The 18,496-nt window shown below is 73.5% G+C and carries 2 protein-coding genes; both read right to left on the minus strand.

Going from position 1 to position 18,496, the window contains the following annotated elements; all coding sequences use genetic code 11:
• A partial coding sequence (locus tag TR46_RS32270; RefSeq protein ID WP_161790241.1) for a type I polyketide synthase occupies positions 1 to 1,734 on the minus strand: 1,734 nt, incomplete at its 3' end.
• Between the two features lie 37 nt (positions 1,735 to 1,771).
• Entirely contained in the window at positions 1,772 to 18,463 is a 16,692-nt protein-coding gene (locus TR46_RS44735) for a type I polyketide synthase (protein WP_052433284.1), read from the minus strand.
• Between the last annotated feature and the right edge of the window lie 33 nt (positions 18,464 to 18,496).

Consider the following 18,496-nt stretch of genomic DNA (forward strand, 5'->3'; position numbering starts at 1 on the left):
GGTCCGTCCGGAGCCGCCCCCGGCCGGGATCGCTCCGCTGACCAGGCCGGACGCCGGGGCGCCGGTGGCCAATGCGGTCAGGCCGGCGGTCAGTTCGTCGCGGCCCGTGCCGATGACGACGGCGCGGTGCTCGAACTGCGAGCGGGTGGTGGCCAGCGACCAGCCGACGTCGACGGGGTCGAGATCCGCCGTCCTCGCGCTGAACCCGGCCAGCCGCTCTGCCTGGGCGGCCAGCCCGCCGGCCGTCCGGGAGGACACCAGCCAGGCCGTGCCGGGGCCGGTGAGGACCTTCAACTCCGGAGCAGCGCCTTGGGGCGCATCGCCCTCGACCGCTGCGGTTGCCTCGGCCGGGGCCTCCTCCACGATGACGTGGGCGTTGGTGCCGCTGATGCCGAAGGCGGAGACACCGGCCCGACGCAGCCGGGCTTTGCCGGTGGCGCCGCCGGCATCGGGGACCCAGGGCCGGGAGTCGGTGAGCAGCCGGACCTCGCCTGCCGACCAGTCCACCCGGGGCGTGGGCTCGTCCACATGCAGGGTGCGGGGCAGCTGCTGATGCCGCAGCGCCTGCACCATCTTGATCAGGCCTGCGGCTCCAGCGGCGGCACCGGTGTGGCCGAGGTTGGACTTCACCGAGCCGAGCCAGAGCGGGCGCTCCGAGGTCCGGTCGCGCCCGTAGGCGGCCAGGATGGCCTGGGCCTCGATCGGGTCGCCGAGGACGGTGCCGGTCCCGTGGGCCTCGACCGCGTCAACCTCGGTCGGCGACAGCCGGGCGTTGGACAGTGCGGCCCGGATGACCCGTTGCTGGGCCGGACCGTTGGGGGCGGAGAGGCCGTTGCTGGCGCCGTCCTGGTTCACCGCGCTGCCGCGGATCACCGCCAACACCGGATGCCCGTTGCGGCGCGCGTCGGAGAGCCGTTCGAGCAGAAACATCCCGGCGCCTTCGCTCCAGCCGATGCCGTCGGCGGCACCGGCGAAGGCTTTGCAGCGGCCGTCCGCCGCCAGGCCGCCCTGCTCGGCGAAGTCGGCGAAGGAGTCCGGGTTGGCCAGTACGGTCACGGCCCCGGCCAACGCCATCGAGCACTCCTGCGAGCGCAGCGACTGGCAGGCCAGGTGGAGTGCGACCAGTGCCGACGAACAGGCCGTGTCAACCGTGACCGCCGGGCCCTCCAGGCCCAGGGTGTAGGAGATCCGGCCGGAGATCACCGCGGTCAGGCCACCGGTGAGCATGTAGCCCTCGGTACCCTCGATACCGGCCACGCTCACGCCGTAACCGGAGTTGGTGCCGCCGGCGAAGACACCGGTGCTGGAACCGCGCAGTGCCGCCGGGTCGATCCCGGCCTGTTCGAGGGTCTCCCAGGTGACTTCGAGCAGCAAGCGCTGCTGCGGGTCCATGGCCAGGGCCTCACGCGGGCTGATGCCGAAGAAGCCGGGGTCGAACCGGGGCGCGTCCTGGACGAACCCGCCGGTCCTGACATAGGTGGTCTCGGTGCCCGAGAGGACGGCCTCCCAGCCGCGGTCCTCGGGGAATCCGGTGATCGCGTCACCCTCGGCGGCCACCAGGTCCCAGAGTTCCTCCGGGTTGTTCACCCCGCCCGGAAAGCGGCAGCCCATGCCGACGATCGCGATCGGCTCCCAGGACGAGGCGGTCAACTGCCGGTTGCGCCGGCGAAGCCGATCCGTCTCCTTGAGGGAGGCCCGCAAGGCATCGAGAACCTTGTCCGCAGGCATGGCCATTACGACAACCTCCACGTATGACGGAGCATCAGGAGCATCAGTAGTCAGCGCTTTCGGAATCCAGCGCCATCCGGACCAGGCTCTCGGCGTCGAGGCCGTCGATGGACTCGGCGCGGGTGCCGCCGCCTGGCTCCGGGGTTCCGCTGTCGGGATCGGCCAGACGGAGCAGGGCGTCCAGGATCCCGGCGTCGCGGAACCGGGACATCGCGGTGGTCGCCAGGATCCGCCGAAGCGTCTCCTCCTCGGCGTCGACGCCGCCGGCGCCGTCGAGCACCAGGCTGTCGCGCAGGTACTCGGCCACCGCCGCCGTGGTGGGGTGGTCGAAGACGACCGTGGCGGGCAGCTTCAGGCCGGTCGCCGCGTTCAGCCGGTTGCGCAACTCGACCGCGATCATCGAGTCGAACCCGAGGTCGCTGAAGGCCCGGCGGGGTTCGATCGCCTCGGGCGAGCCCTGGCCGAGGACGGCGGCCACGTGGCCCCGGACCAGGGTGAGCAGCATCCGGGTCTGCTCCTCGGCCGTCAGCGCCGCCAGTTGCCCGCGCAGGGCCTCGGCCACCTGGGAGCGGTCGTTCTCCGGCTCCGCCGCGACCACGGACAGAGCGCGCCACACCGGAGCGGCGTCTCGGCCCTGCTCCGAACCCCCCTTGGCCCGCAGCCGCGCCAGGTTCAGCCGCGCCGGAACCAGGAAGCCCTCGTCGCGTTCCAGCACCAGGTCGAGCAGCGCCAGCGCGTCGCCCTCGGTGAGATCGGTGATCGTGGCCGGGCGCCCGTCGGCGTCCGAGGCTCCGTCACCAGACGGCCCCCAGGCCAGGGCGACGGCGGGGAGTCCGGCCGAGCGACGGTGAGCCGCCAGTGCCTCCAGGAAACCGGCGTGGGCGCTTGCCCGGTCGGTCGCTCCGGGGCTGCCGAGGACGGCGGTGAGGGTGGAGAACAGAACGAACGCATCCAGGTCGAGACCGGCGGTGAGCCGGTGCAGGTTCCAGGCCGCGTCGGGCGCGCTCAGGGCGTCGCCGTCCTCGGCCTCATGGATCACCATCGTCAGCGGTGCCCCGGATCGGCCGGCCAGCAGTCCGGCCACGGCGGCGCGATCGACGGCGTCAGCCGCTGTGATCCGCGCCTCGGCACCGGCCTCGGCGAGCTCGGCAGCCAGAACGGCGGCACCGCGAGCGGCTGGGCCCGGCCGGGTGGCCACGGTCACCGCCGTGGCCCGGCCGGTCCTGGCCAGGTGACGGGCGGCACGGGCCGCCGCCGTCCCGGGTCCGCCGGTGACCAGGACCGTGCCCGGTGTGTGCCCGACGGGTGGCTTGGCGGGGACGGTGCCTCCGGCCGGGCGGGTCAGCCGCCGTCCGTAGACCGTGTCGCCGCGCAGGGCGAGTTCGGGCTCGTCCGAGGTCAGCGACGCGGCCAGCATGCTCAGCCGGTCGTCGGAGCTGCCGTCGGGGTTCTCGACGGCGAGGTCGGCCAGGATCAGTCGGCCGGGGTGCTGCGCCTGGGCCGAGCGAACCAGGCCCCAGACCGCGGCCCCGGTCAGCTCCGGCGCGGGCTGCTCCGGTCCGGTCGCCACCGCTCCCCGGGTCACCAGCACCAGGCGGGCGCCGGCCAGCGGTTCGAGCGCCAGCCACCGCTGGACCAGGGCTTGGACATCCCCGATGACTCGGCGGACGGCCGCGCCCGGTTCCTCGCCCGTGCTTCCCGCCGTCTCCAGGCAGGCGACGACGAGCTGCGGGACGGATTCACCGGCCTCGACGGCGGCGGCCAACGCGTCCAGGTCCGGATGGTCGGCCACGGTGGCGCCGACCGCTCGCAGTCCGGCACCAAGTCCGACCAGGTCGGTCCCGGCCACCGCCCAGGGACCGGTGACCGCGACGGTGGGATCGGGAACCGGCAGCCAGGCCATGCCGAACAGGGCGTCGCGCAGGGTGTTCCCGGCAATCCGGAGCTGACCGGCCGTCACCGGCCGCAGCACCAGCGAGCCGACGGACGCGACCGGCGTTCCGGTACCGTCCGTTGCGGTCAGCGACCAGCCGTCGGAGCCCGGGTCGTCTGAGTTGGGGCGGAGCCGGACCCGCAATCGGGACGCACCCGGCGCGTACACCGAGACATCGGTCCAGGAGAACGGAATGCGAGTCTCCTCGGCTTCGGCGAACAGTGCCGTGGCCTGGAAGGCGGCGTCCAGCAGGGCCGGGTGGAGTCCGAAAGCGCCGGCGCCGGCGGAGAACGGCTCCGGCAGCGCGACCTCGGCGACGATCTCGTCACCGTGCCGCCAGGCCGCCCGCAGACCCCGGAAGGCCGGGCCGCATCCGTGCCCGGCGGCGGACCGGACGGCTGCGAGACCGGTGAGGTCGATCGGTTCGGCGTCGGCAGGAGGCCAGTTGAGGAACGCCCGGGTCAGCGCGGGCTCGGCCGGGCGGGCCGGAGCGAGCACGCCGCTGGCGTGCCAGGTCCAGGCCGGCGCGTTGTCGGCCGGTTCGTTCAGCGGGTCGCCGGGGTTCTCGGAGCGGGCGTAGATCTGGACGGTCCGCCGCTCGGACTCGGGACCGTCCTCTGCGGCGCCGACGGTGATCTGGACCTGGGTCGGATGATCGGCGGACAGCACCAGCGGCGCGGTCAGGGTGAGCTTCTCGATCCTGGGGCAGCCGGCCTGGTGGCCGGCCACGACCGCGAGTTCGGCGAGCGCCGTGCCGGGCAGCACCACGATCCCGGCGACCGTGTGGTCGGCCAGCCAGGGCTGCGCCCGCAGCGACAGCCTCCCGGTGACGACCAGTCCCTCGCCGTCCGCCAGTTCGACGCTCGCGCCCAGCAGCGGATGGCCGACGGCCGAGAGACCGGCGGAGCTGAAGTCCCCCGTGCCGGATCCGACCGGCTCCGGCCAGAACCGCTGCGACTCAAATGCATAGGTCGGCAGGTCCACCCGCTCGGCCTCGGCCAGCACTGCGGTCCAGTCGACCGCGACGCCGCGCACATGCACCTCGGCCAGCGAGGCCAGTGCCCGGGCCGGGCCGCCGTCGTCCCGGCGCAGGGTGCCGGTGACCACGGGGTCGGCGGCGGGCACGAAGCCTTCGAGGGTGGCGGTGATAGGGGCGGTGAGGACCGGGTGCGCGGAGGCCTCGACAAACACCCCGTACGCGGCCCGGCCGAGTACCTCGATCGCCCGGGAGAACTGCACGCTCCCCCGCAGGCTGGCGTACCAGTAACCGGCGTCCAGTTCCGCCCCGGCCAGGAACTCTCCGGTCAGCGCCGACACCATCGGCACCCGGCCCGGTCGCGGGGCGACGCCTTCCAGCAGGTTCAGGATCTCCTCGCGGAGTTCGTCGACCTGGGGGCCGTGCGAGGCGTAGTCCACCGGCAGCATCCGGGCCCGGACGCCGTCCCGCTCGCAGTCGACCAGCATCTCCGCCAGCGCGTCGACATCACCCGAGACAACCGTCGCACCGGGTCCGTTGACGGCGGCCACCGACACCCGGCCGTCCCACTGTTCCGCCCGCGCCTCGGCCTCGTCCGCGGACTCCGCGACGGAAAGCATCCCGCCGCGGCCCGCAAGCGCTGTCAGCGCCCGGCTGCGCAACGCCACGATCCTGGCGCCGTCCTCCAGGCCGAGGATTCCGGCGACCACCGCTGCGGCGATCTCGCCCTGGCTGTGACCGACGACCGCGTCCGGATTCACCCCGGCGGCCTGCCAGAACGCGGCCAGGGACACCATCACGGCCCACAGCACGGGTTGGACCACGTCGACCCGGTCCAGGCCCGGCGCACCCTCCGTGCCGTTCAGCACGTCACTCAGAGACCAGTCCACAAAGGCCGACAGCGCCTGGCCGCACTCGGCCAGCCGCGCCGCGAACACCGGCGACGCCGCCGCCAACTCGCGGCCCATGCCGACCCACTGCGAGCCCTGGCCCGGGAAGACGAACACCACCCGGCCGGTGCCGCCGCCCGCCGGGACAGCCCCGGTGACAGCTCCTGCGGCCGGCAGTCCGGCGGTCACCGCCGAGAGGCCCGACAGCAGTTCCTCCCGGTTGCGCCCGGTGACCACGGCCCGGTGCTCGAACGCCGACCGGCTGGTGACCAGCGACCAGGCCACTTCCTCGATGTCCAACGCGGGCTCACCCGTGACGAGTTCGGCCAGCCGGCCGGCCTGACGGGCCAGCCCGGCAGCGGTGCGGCCCGAAACCGGCCATGCGGTGACGGATCCGGTGAGCACCGGGAGGGTCCCGGCACCGGCCTCGTCCTCGATCGGCGGGACCGGGGCGGGAGCCTCCTCGATCAGGAGGTGGACATTGGTCCCGCTGATCCCGAACGACGACACCCCGGCCCGGCGCACCCGCCCGTTCACCGGCCACGGCCGGGCCTCGGCCAGCAGCCGGATGTCGCCCTCGGTCCAGTCCACATGGGTGGACGGCCGGTCGGCGTACAGGCTGCGCGGCAGTTCCTGGTGCTGCAGCGCCAGCACCATCTTCATCACGCTTGCCGCCCCGGCGGCGCACTGGGTGTGGCCGATGTTGGTCTTCACCGAGCCGAGCCAGACCGGCTGCCCCTCCGGACGGTCCTGCCCGTAAGTGGACAGCAGCGCCTGGGCCTCGATCGGGTCGCCCAGTTCGGTGCCGGTGCCATGGGCCTCGATCACGTCCACGTCGGCCGGGGACAGCCGGGCGTTGGCGAGCGCGGCCCGGATGACGCGTTGCTGGGAGGGGCCGTTGGGGGCGGTCAGACCGTTGGAGGCACCGTCCTGGTTCATCGCGCTGCCGCGGATCACCGCCAGCACCGGATGTCCGTTCCGCTGGGCGTCGGAGAGCCGCTCGATCACCAGCATGCCGGCGCCCTCGGCCATGCCCATGCCGTCGGCCGAGGTCGAGAACGCCTTGCACCGTCCGTCGGCGGCCAGGGCCTGCTGCTGGGAGAAGCTGACCAGGCCGCCCGGCGTCGCCATGATCGTGGCTCCGCCGGCCAGGGCCATGGTGCACTCCCCGGCCCGCAGCGCGGACACCGCCAGGTGCAGGGCCACCAGCGAGGAGGAGCAGGCGGTGTCGATGGTGACCGCGGGCCCTTCGAGGCCCAGCGTGTAGGAGATCCGTCCGGACATCACGCTGGCCGCGGTGCCGGTCATCATGTGTCCGGCCAGTTCGACCGGCAGTCCGGCTCCGTAGCCGGAGAACGCCGCGCCCACGTAGACGCCGGTGGCGGAGCCGCGCATGGTGGCCGGGTCGAGACCGGCCCGCTCCAGCGCCTCCCAGGAGGTCTGCAGCAGCAGCCGCTGCTGCGGGTCCATGGCCAGGGCCTCGCGCGGGCTGATCCCGAAGAACCCGGGGTCGAAGTCGGTGGCGCCGCTGATGAATCCGCCCTGCCCGGTGCTCACACCGGCGGCGTTGCCGGGGTCCTGGTCGGCCAGCCCGGCGGCGTCCCAGCCCCGGTCGCGCGGCAGCGGGGAGATCGCGTCGGTGCCGGCCGCCAGCAGGTCCCAGAAGCCCTCGGGGTCCTGGACGCCGCCGGGGAAACGGCAGCTCATGGCCACGATGGCGATCGGTTCCCCGGTCGCGACGGTCGCGGCCGGAGCTGCCGTCAGCAGTGCTCCCTCGCCCAGAAGCGTGACGCGCAGGTGGTCGGCCAGGGCGGCCGACGAGGGATGGTCGAACACCACCGTGGCCGGCAGCCGCAGGCCGATGGCGGTGGAGAGCCGGTTGCGCAGCTCGACCGAGGTCAGCGAGTCGAATCCCAGGTCGCGGAAGGCCCGGCGCGGCTCGACCGCCTCGGGCGAGGCGTGTCCGAGCACGGCGGCGACATGGCCGCGGACCAGATCCAGGAGCAGCCGGTCCCGGTCCGGTCCGGAGGCTGCAGCCAGCTGCTGCCGCAGCGCCTCTGCGGCCGATCCGCCGCGCGCCCCTGCGGCGGCCGCCATCGGCGGCCGGGTCGGCCCGCCGGTGAGCGTCCGCCACAGCGGGGCGAGCTCGGCGCCCAGCGCGGCCTGCGCCCGGATCCCGGCCACGTCGATCCTGGCCGGGACCAGCAGGGCGTCGCCCCGGCCCAGGGACAGGTCCAGCAGCCCGAGCCCCTGTTCGGCGCTGAGGGCGCCGACGCCGCCCTGGGCGATCCTCTGCACATCCTGGGCACTGAGATTCTCGGTCATGGTGCTGGCGTCCGCCCACAGACCCCAGGCCAGAGCGACTGCGGGCAGCCCGGCCGCCAGCCGGTGCGCGGCGAGCGCGTCGAGGAAGGCGTTCGCGGCGGCGTAGTTGCCCTGACCGGCGGCGCCGAAGGTCGCGGCGCCGGCCGAGAAGAGAACGAAGACGTCCAGGTCCAGGCCCTGGGTGAGCTGGTGCAGGTTCCAAGCGGCGTCGGCCTTGGGGCGCAGCGCCGCATCGATCCGAGGGGGAGTCAGCGACTCGATCACGCCGTCGTCGAGCACACCGGCGGTGTGGACGACTCCGGTCAGCCTCGCCCCTGCCGGGATACCGGCCAGCACCGTGGCCAGCGCGGTGCGGTCGGCGGCGTCACCGGCGGTGATCTGCACGCCGAGACCGGCCGAGGCCAGATCCGCGGCCAGCACGGCGGCGCCGCGAGCGGCCGGTCCGGAGCGGCTGGTGAGCACCACCCGGTCGGCACGTCCGGTCGCGGCCAGATGCCGGGCGACCAGGCCGCCCAGGGTCCCGGTCCCACCGGTGATCAGCACCGTGCCGGGCGGGCGAACGGCGGCAGGGTCGGGCGGGACGGTCAGCACGATCTTGCCCACGTGCCGGGCCTGGCTCATGAACCGGAACGCCTCCGGCGCCCGGCGCACATCCCAGACCTGCATCGGCAGCATGGCCAGGGTGCCGGCCTCCAGCAGCTCGGTGGTCGTGGCGAGGATGTCGGTGAGTCGCTCCGGGGTGGCCTCCCCGGTGACGAAGGCCCGGTAGTCGACGCCCGGGTGGTCCCGGGCGAGTTCGTCCGGGTCGCGGACGTCGGTCTTGCCCATCTCCAGGAAGGTGCCGCCGCGGGGCAGCAGCCGCAGTGACGCGTCGGTCAACTCCCCGGCCAGGGCGTTGAGGACGATGTCCATGCCTTCGCCACCAGTGGCGGCCAGGAAGGCGGCTTCGAACTCGGCGGTGCGGGAGGAGGCGATGTGGTCGTCGTCCAGACCCATGGCCCGCAGTGCGGCCCATTTGGCCGGACCGGCGGTGGCGTAGACGTCGAGGCCCAGGTGCCGGCCCACTGCGACCGCCGCTGTGCCGACCCCGCCGGCCGCCGCGTGCACCAGCAGCCGCTGTCCGGGCCTGGCCGTGGCGAGGTCGACCAGGGCGTACCAGGCGGTGGAGTAGGCGATCGGTACGGTGGCCGCCACGGCGAAGGACCAGCCGGACGGCATCCGGGTCAGCAGCCGGGCGTCGGTGACGGTGAGCGGGCCGGCCCCGCCGGCCGCCATCCCGAGCACCCGGTCCCCGACACTCAGCCGGGTCGCCCCGGGGCCGGTCTCGGTGACGATGCCGGCGATCTCCGTGCCGACCAGCGCCTCCACCGGGTACATGCCGAGCGCGATCAGGACATCACGGAAGTTCAGACCGACGGCGCGAACCGCGATCCGGACCTCGCCCGCCTGCAGCGGCAGAGCCGCCTCCGGGTACGGCACCAGGGCCAGGCCGGACAGGGTGCCCTTCTCGGGGGCGTCCAGCCGCCAGGGGCCGCTGCTCGGCGGGGTCAGCGGAGGAGCGGCCGAGCGCACCAGCCGTCGTCCGCGCGCGGCGCCGTCACGGACGGCGAGTTGGGGTTCGCCGGAGCCCAGCGCTGCGGCGAGCACGGCGACGGCGTCGCTGTCGGTGGCACTCACGGTGGCGGGCAGATCGGCCAGGATCAGCCGGTCCGGGTTCTCCGACTGGGCGGAGAGCACCAGGCCCCACGCGGCCGCGGCAGCCAGATCGGCAACCTTCGCCCCGGCTTCGGTGGCGACGGCCCCACGCGTGACGACCACCAGGCGGGCCGACGCCAACGCGTCCAGGGCCAGCCACTGTTGGAGCAGTTGGAGCAGGTCAGCGGTCAGCTTCCGGGCGGACTGCGCCGGCTCGGCGGCGTCCGCAGTGCCGTCGACGCTGATGAGGACGAGGTCGGGGGTGGGCACTCCGGCGTCGACGGCCTGGGCCAGGGAACTGAGGTCGCCGTAGGCCTGTGCGGGGGTGCCGGTGGCGGAGAGGCCGGCAGTCAGGCCGAAGGGGTCGGCACCGATGACGGCCCGGACCGCGGTGGCGGCAGGCGGGACGGCGCTGACCTGCGTCGTCCAGTCGACGGCGAACAAGGCGTCGTCGAGTGCGTCCGCGGCCGGTCGCAGGGCTCCGGCGGCGACCGGGCGCAGCACCAGCGAATCGGCGGAGACCACGACGGCACCGGTGGTGTCGGCCGCGACGAGCGAGATCCCACCGCTGTCAGCGTTCTGCCGCAGCCGGACCCGCAGCCGGGACGCACCGACCGCGTAGAGGGACAGCCCGTTCCAGGCGAAGGGCAGAAGGACCTCGTGTCCGCCGGCTGCGACGGGGCCGGTCCAGGCGGGTCCTGCCAGGCCGGCGGCGTGCAGGGAGGCGTCGAGCAGGGCCGGGTGCAGGCCGTAGCCGGCCGCGTCGTCGGTCGCATCCTCGGGCAGGGCGACCTCGGCGAAGATGTCGCCCCCGCGCCGCCAGGCCGCGCGCAGCCCACGGAACGTCGGCCCGAATCCGTAGCCGCCCTCGGCCTGTGCCTCGTACCGGCCGGTGAGGTCGACCGCTTCGGCGCCCTCCGGCGGCCAGACCTGGAAGTCGTCGGCCCCGCGGTCCACCGGCGCGGTGGCCGGGGCCAGCAGACCGGCGGCGTGCCGGGTCCAGGCCCCGTCGTCGGCCCCACTCTCGGCCTGGCCGTACACCTCGACCGACCGGTGACCCCGCTCGTCCGCTGCGCTCACGGTCACCTGGACTCGGACCGCACCCTCGGGCGGCAGTACCAGCGGTGCGGCCAGGGTCAGTTCCTCGATCCGGGGGCAACCGGCCTGGTACCCGGCCCGGACGGCGAGCTCCACAAAGGCCGTCCCGGGCAGCAGGACGGTTCCGGCGATCGCATGGTCGCCCAGCCAGGGTTGAGTCCGCAGGGACAACCGTCCGGTGAACAGCAGTCCTTGGCCGCCTGCCAGCTCAACCGCCGCGCCCAGCAGCGGATGGTTGGCCGCACCCAGGCCCAGAGCATTCGCCCCGGCCGCAGTGGCCACCCCCGGCTTGGGCCAGTACCGCTGACGCTGGAAGGCGTAGGTCGGCAGGTCAATCCGGTTTCCATCAGGCAGAACTGACGTCCAGTCGACCGGGACGCCATGGACGTGGATCTCGGCGAGGGAGGCCAGCAGTCGGGCCGGGCCGCCGTCGTCGCGGCGCAGCGTCCCGGTGACCACCGGTGCCGGTGCCTCGATGGTCTCCAGGGTGGCGGCCATCGCCGTCGTCAGGACCGGATGCGGGGAGACCTCGATGAAGACTCCATAGCCGTCCCGGCCCAACTTCTCTACTCCACGAGCGAATTGCACCGTCGAGCGCAGACTGGCGTACCAGTACTCCGGACCGGCCTCCGTGCCGTCCAGATAGTCGCCGGTCATCCCGGACACCATCGGAATCAGAGCCGGACCAGGGGTGATCCCCTCCAGGGCGGCCAGGATCTCCTCCCAGATCTGCTCCACCTGGGGGCCGTGCGGGGCGTAGTCCATCGGCACGAACCGCGCTCGAACTCCGTCGCGCTCGCAGTCGGCCGCCAGCGCCTGCAAGGCATCGACCGCACCGGACACCGTCACAGCCTCAGGACCGTTCACCGTCGCCACGGAGAGCCGACCGTCCCCGTCCCGCAACCGGGCTTCCACGGCCTCCAGGGTCGCGGCGATCGACAGCACACCACCCCTGCCCGCCAGAGCAGTCATCGCCTGACCCCGACGCGCCACCACCCGCGCACCATCGGAGAGCGACAACACTCCGGCCACACACGCAGCCGCGATCTCACCCTGACTGTGACCGATCACCGCATCCGCACGCACCCCAGCGGCCTCCCACACCGCCGCCAACGACACCATCACCGCCCACAGCACCGGATGCACCACATCCAGCCGCGACAACCCGGGAGCATCAGGACCGGCAGTCAGCACCTCCGCCAGATCCCAGTCGACATAGGGAGCCAGCGCCTCCCCGCACTCCGCCAACCGAGCCGCGAACACCGGACTCGTCCGCGCCAGTTCCTGCCCCATACCGACCCACTGACCACCCTGACCCGGGAAGACAAACACCACCGGACCAGCAGCGACCACAGTCCCCGTCACCACCCCGGCCGACGGCGCACCCGCCACCAGCGCCGACAACCCCGCTGCCAGCTCGTCCCGCGACTCACCGAGCACCACCGCCCGGTGGTCGAGGGCTGTGCGGGTTGTGGCCAGCGACCGGCCGATATCCGTCGGTTCGAGCTCTGGATTGGCGTCGAGGTGGGCCGACAGTCGCCGGGCCTGGTCGGTCAGGCCGTCCGGGGTGTGTCCCGACACCAGCCAGGCCAGGGATCCGGGGGTGAGCACCCGGGGCTCCAACTGCTCGGCGCCGTGCATGCTTTCAGAGGCGTCGGCCAATACCGGCTCAACCTGCGGCGGCTCCTCAAGAATCAGGTGGGCGTTGGTGCCGCTGATCCCGAAGGCCGAAACTGCGGCCCGGCGTGGCTTCTGGTCGGGCCGGGTGGCGGGCCACTGCGCCGACTGCTGCAGCAACCGGACATGCCCCGCGCTCCAGTCCACGTGCGGTGACGGCACGTCAGCGTGCAGGGTGGCCGGCACCAGGCCGTGCTGCAGGGCCAGCACCATCTTGATGATCCCGGCTGCGCCGGCAGCCTGCTGGGTGTGGCCGATGTTCGACTTCACCGAACCCAGCAGCAACGGCCGGTCCTCCGGCCGGTCCTGACCGTAGGTGGCCAGGATGGCCTGGGCCTCGATCGGGTCGCCGAGCGCGGTGCCGGTGCCGTGGGCCTCGATCACGTCGATGTCGCCCGGTTGCAGCCCGGCGTTGGCCAGGGCCGCGCGGATCACCCGCTGCTGCGACGGACCGTTGGGCGCGGAGAGTCCGTTGGAGGCGCCGTCCTGGTTCACCGCGCTGCCGGCGACCACCGCCAGGACCGGGTGCCCGTTCCGGCGGGCGTCCGAGAGCCGTTCCAGCACCAGCATGCCGACGCCCTCGGCCAGACTCATCCCGTCCGCGTCGGCCGAGAACGCCTTGCACCGGGCATCGGCCGCGAGCGCGCCCTGCTGGGAGAAGCCGATGAACTCGGTGGGGTCGGTGATCACCATGACGCCACCGGCGAGCGCCAGGTCGCATTCGCCGCCGCGCAGCGCCTGCGCGGCCAGGTGCAGCGAGACAAGGGCCGACGAGCAGGCCGTGTCCACCGTCACCGCAGGGCCCTCCAGCCCCAGGGTGTAGGAGACCCGGCCGGAGATCACGCTGGTCAGGTTGCCGATCATCAGATGGCCCTCGGAGCCCTCCACCCCGGCCCCGAAGCCCGCCTGGCCGGCGTACCCCGAGGAGGAGGCGCCGGTGAAGACGCCGGTCAGCGAGGACCGCAGGGTCGCCGGGTCGATTCCGGTCCGTTCCAGGGCCTCCCAGGAGGTCTCCAGCAGCAGGCGCTGCTGCGGGTCCATGCCCAGCGCCTCACGCGGGCTGATCCGGAAGAACGCCGGATCGAAGTCGGCCATCCCGGCGATGAAGCCGCCCTCGGGGACGTACGACGACTCCCCCGAGCCGGCGTCGGCCAGGCCGAGCGCTCCGTCCCAGCCGCGGTCGGCCGGGAAGCCAGCTATCGCGTCCGCGCCGGTGGCCAGCAGCTCCCACAGCGCCTCGGGGGTGTCCGCGCCGCCGGGGAAGCGGCAGCCCATCCCCACGATCACCACCGGGTCGGCCGACGACACCGGGGTCACCCGTGACTCGTCCGGCGTCAGAGCAGCCGCGCCGATCAACTGGGCCAGGATCTGCCTTGCCAGCATCACCGGTGACGGATAGTCGAACACCACGGTCGAGGGCAGCTGCAGGCCGGTGGCCCGGTTCAGCCGACTGCGCAGTTCGACCGCCGTCAGCGAGTCGAAGCCCATGTCCCGGAAGGCTCGTCCGGCCTGGACCGCGTTCGGCGAGCTGTGCCCCAGGACGGCGGCGGCGTGTCCGCGCACCAGCTCCGTCACGATCCGCTCGCGCTGCACCGACGACACTCCGAGCAGGCGGGCCAGCAGCTCGGCCGCCTCGCCCGACACCGCGACGGCGCCGGGCTCGGCCACCGACTGCCGGGCCTCGGGTATCTCGTCCAGCAGCCGCCAGGACCGGGCCGCGTTGAACACGGCGGAGAACCGGGGCCAGTCGACGTCGGCGACGGCCAGTACGGTCTCGTCGGCGGCCAGTACCTGACCGAGCGCCAGCAGGGCCCGGTCCGGGTCCAGCAACCGCAGGCCCTGACGCCGCAAGCGGTCCGGGACCAGGCTCTGCGGAAGCCACTCCGCGGCATGGACCGGCGCCTCCGGCTGGGCCGACGGATCAGCCTGCGGCGCTGCGGGGATCTCGTCGAAGCGGCTGCCCGAGTCCCAGACACCCCAGGCCACCGAGGTCGCGGGCAGGCCGCGGGAGCGCCGGTTCTCGGCCAGCGCGTCCAGGTAGGCGTTGGCGGCCGCGTAGGAGCCGTGGTCGCTGACGCCCCAGGTGGCGGTGATCGAGGAGAACAGGACGAAGGCGTCGAGGTCCAGATCCGCGGTCAGTTCGTCCAGGTGGGCCGCACCGGCGACCTTGGCGCTGGAGGCGAGGGCAAGTTCGGCGAGATCCACATCCTTCAGCGGGGTCAGCTCGACGGCCACCGCCGCGTGGATCACCACCGACAGCGGGGCTGCCACCGTGGGGATCCAGTGCAGCAGTCCGGCGACCTGGTCCCGGTCCGCCACATCGCACCCGGCCAGGGTCACCGCGGTGCCGGCCTCGGCCATGGTCGCCGCCAGGATCGCGGCCCCAGGGGTATGCGGGCCCCTGCGACTGGCGAGCACCGCGTGCGGAACCTGCGAACGGGACAGCCAGGCAGCCAGGTCCGGTCCGATCGCGCCACTGGCCCCGGTCAGCAGCACGCTCCCGCGCGCCGTCCAGGGCTGTTCGGTGTCGGTCCGGGTACCGGCCGACCTGACGAGCCGTCGGGACCGGATGCCACTGGGGCGGATCACCACCTGGTCCTCACCGCATCCGGCCAGCACAGCGCCGAGTCGCTCGGCGGACCGCTCGTCGAGTACCGGCGGGAGATCGATCAGGCCACCCCACCGGTCCGGGTGCTCCAGGCCCGCGACTCGGCCCAGACCCCACACCTGCGCCTGCACCGGGTTGGTCAGTTCCTCGTCCGTCCCCGCCGCAACCGCCCCCCGGCTGAGCAGCCACAGCGGGGAGGCGATCCCGGCGTCACCGAGCGCCTGCACCAGTCCGAGGGTGCCCGCCAGGCCTCCGGCCACGACGGGCTGTTCGGCCAGCGGCGCCTCGTCCAGTGCCAGCAGCGAGACCACCCCGGCCGGCGCCGTGTCCGAGCCGGCGGCCGACGTGATCCGAAGGGCGAGCGTCTCGCGGTCGAGCGCGTCCGGGGCGATCCGCAGGGTGACGGCCTCGGCGCCACGGGCGGACAGGGCCTGTAGGACTGCAGCGGTCAGGTCCTCGTCCGCATCCGTCGGGACCAGGACCAGCCAGGTTCCCGTCAGCGTGGCCGGACCGGGCTCGGCGACCGGTATCCAGGCCACCTGGTAGCGCCAGTCGGCCACCGCCGACTGCTCGCGCTCCCGGCGACGCCAGGAGGCCATCGCCGGGACGACGTCGCTGAACGGCCATCCGGTCTCCACCGCCAGCGCACCGGCCAGGCCGGTCACGTCGTCGGCCTCGACAGCGGCCCAGAACCGGGCTTCGCCTTCCGAGACCGGGTCCATGCGGCCGGTCCCGGCGCCGTTGTAAGCGCCGGTCGGAGCCGACTTCGGCCAGAAGTAGCGCCGCTGGAACGCGTAAGTCGGCAGGTCGACGCGCTCGCCCTGGGCCAGCACCGACGGCCAGTCCACGACGACGCCCCGCACATGCACCTCGGCGAGGGATGTCAGTACCCGGCCCGGACCGCCGTCGTCGCGACGCAGCGTGCCGGACACCACCGGCGCGGTCGTCGGGTCGTCGGTCTCCAACAGGGCGGTGATCGCCGTGGTCAGCACCGGGTGTGCGGACACCTCGACGAAGGCGTTGTACTCGGCCCGGCCCAGCAGTTCCACGGCCCGGGAGAACTGCACCGGGGCGCGCAGGCTCGCGTACCAGTACCCGGCGTCCGCCTCGGGACCCTCCAGGTACTCGCCGGTCATCGCCGACATCATCGGCAGCCGGGCCGGCTGCGGGACGATGCCCGCCAGCAGGCTCAGCACCTCGTCGCGAATGGCGTCGACCTGCGGCCCGTGCGAGGCGTAGTCCACCGGAAGCAGTCGGGTCCGTACCCCGTCCCGCTCGAATTCGGCGGCCAGGTCGGCCAGGGAGGTGGGCTCACCGGAGACCACCGTGGCAGCAGGCCCGTTGACCGCGGCCACCGACAGCCGGTCACCGCTCGAAGCCAGTCGAGCCGCGACGGCGTCCTTCGACGCGGCGATCGACAGCATGCCGCCGGCTCCGGACAGGGCGATCAGCGCCCGGCTGCGCAACGCGACCACCCTCGCCGCATCGTCCAGGGAGAGGATTCCGGCGACGACCGCGGCCGCGATCTCGCCCTGCGAATGCCCCACCACGGCGTCGGGCCTCACCCCGGCGGCCTGCCACAGTTCGGCGAGCGAGACCATCACGGCCCACAGCACCGGTTGCACCACGTCGACCCGGTCGAAGCCCGGCGCACCGTCGCGACCGGCAAGGACGTCGTCCAGCGACCAGTCCACGTACGGAGCCAGCGCCCGCCCGCACTCCGCCAGCCGGGCCGCGAACACCGGCGACGACGCTGCCAGTTCGCGACCCATCCCGATCCACTGCGAACCCTGGCCGGGGAAGACGAAGACGACCCTGCGGGAGCTCTCGGCGACGCCGGTCACCACCGCGCCGGACGGGGTCGATCCGGCCACCGCCGTTACCGCGTCGACCAGTTCGTCGCGCCGGCCGCCGAGCACGACCGCGCGGTGCTCCAAGGCCGGGCGGGTGGTGGCCAGTGACCAGGCCACGTCCACCGGGGCGGTCGCGGGGCGCGCGTTCAGGTGCGCGGCCAGCCGTGACGCCTGGGCCCGCAGGCCTTCGGCGCTCTGGCCGGATACCAGCCAGGCCACCGTCTCGCTCTGCAGCACGGGAAGCTTCGCCGCCGCGGCCGGAGCCGCCGCCTCGGCGTCGGAAGGGTCCTCGGCGGGAGCCGGACCCGACGGTTCCTCCAGGATGACATGGGCGTTGGTGCCGCTGATGCCGAAGGCCGAGACGCCGGCCCGGCGCGGCTGTCCGTCGGCCGGCCACGGCACCGGCTCGGTCAGCAACTGGACGCGCCCGGCCGACCAGTCCACGTACGGGGAGGGCTCCTCGGCGTGCAGGGTGCGCGGCAGCACTCCGTGCTGCAGGGCCAGCACCATCTTGATGACCCCGGCGACACCGGCGGCGGCCTGGGTGTGGCCGATGTTCGACTTCACCGACCCCAGCCACAACGGCCGGTCCTCGGGCCGGTCCTGACCATACGTCGCCAGCAGCGCCTGCGCCTCGATCGGGTCACCCAGTACGGTTCCGGTCCCGTGCGCCTCGACCGCGTCCACCTCGGTGGCCGACAGCCGGGCGTTGGCCAGCGCGGCCCGGATCACCCGCTGCTGCGACGGACCGTTGGGCGCGGTCAGACCGTTCGAAGCGCCGTCCTGATTCACCGCACTGCCACGAACGACAGCCAACACCCGGTGCCCGTTGCGGTGCGCGTCGGACAACCGCTCGACGACGAGCACCCCGACGCCCTCGCCCCAGCCGGTGCCGTCGGCTGCGGCGGCGAACGGTTTGCACCGTCCGTCGAAGGCGAGGCCGCCCTGCCGGGAGAACTCGGCGAAGGTCCCCGGTTCCGCCATCACCGTCACCCCGCCGGCCAGAGCCAGTGTGCACTCGCCCGACCGCACCGCCTGTGCGGCCAGGTGCAGAGCGACCAGGGAGGAGGAGCAGGCCGTGTCCACGGTCACGGCCGGGCCCTCCAGCCCCAGGGTGTAGGCCACCCGCCCGGAGATCACACTGGTGGCGTTGCCGGTGACCACATAGCCTTCGGCGTCGCTCGCGGGCACCGCCGCGCCGTAGGCGGAGAAGCCGGCGCCGGCGAACACGCCGGTTGCCGAGCCGCGCAGGGTACTGGGGTCGATCCCGGCCTGCTCCAGGGCCTCCCAGGACGCTTCGAGCAGAACCCGCTGCTGCGGATCCATGGCCAGCGCCTCACGCGGACTGATCCCGAAGAAGTCGGCGTCGAATCCCGACGCGTCATAGACGAACCCGCCCTGACGTGTCGTCGACACCCCTGACTCGGGTGTGGTGCCGTAGACGCTCCGGGCGTCCCAGCCGCGGTCGACCGGAAAGCCCGAGATCGCGTCCACCCCGGTGGCCAGCAGCTGCCAGAACCCGTCCGCGTCCCCGACACCGCCCGGGAAACGGCAGCCCATGCCGACGATCGCCACCGGCTCCTGGTCGCGGTCCTCCAGCTCCCGCACCCGTCGCCGGGCCTTGCGCAGATCGGCTGTGGCCCGCTTCAGGTAGTCGAGAAACTTCTCTTCGTTGTCCATGGAAACGGCTCCTCGCGCATGGTCCCGGCGTCA

It is taken from the genome of Streptacidiphilus carbonis (assembly GCF_000787775.1).
GTDB classification, from domain to species: Bacteria; Actinomycetota; Actinomycetes; order Streptomycetales; family Streptomycetaceae; genus Streptacidiphilus; species Streptacidiphilus carbonis.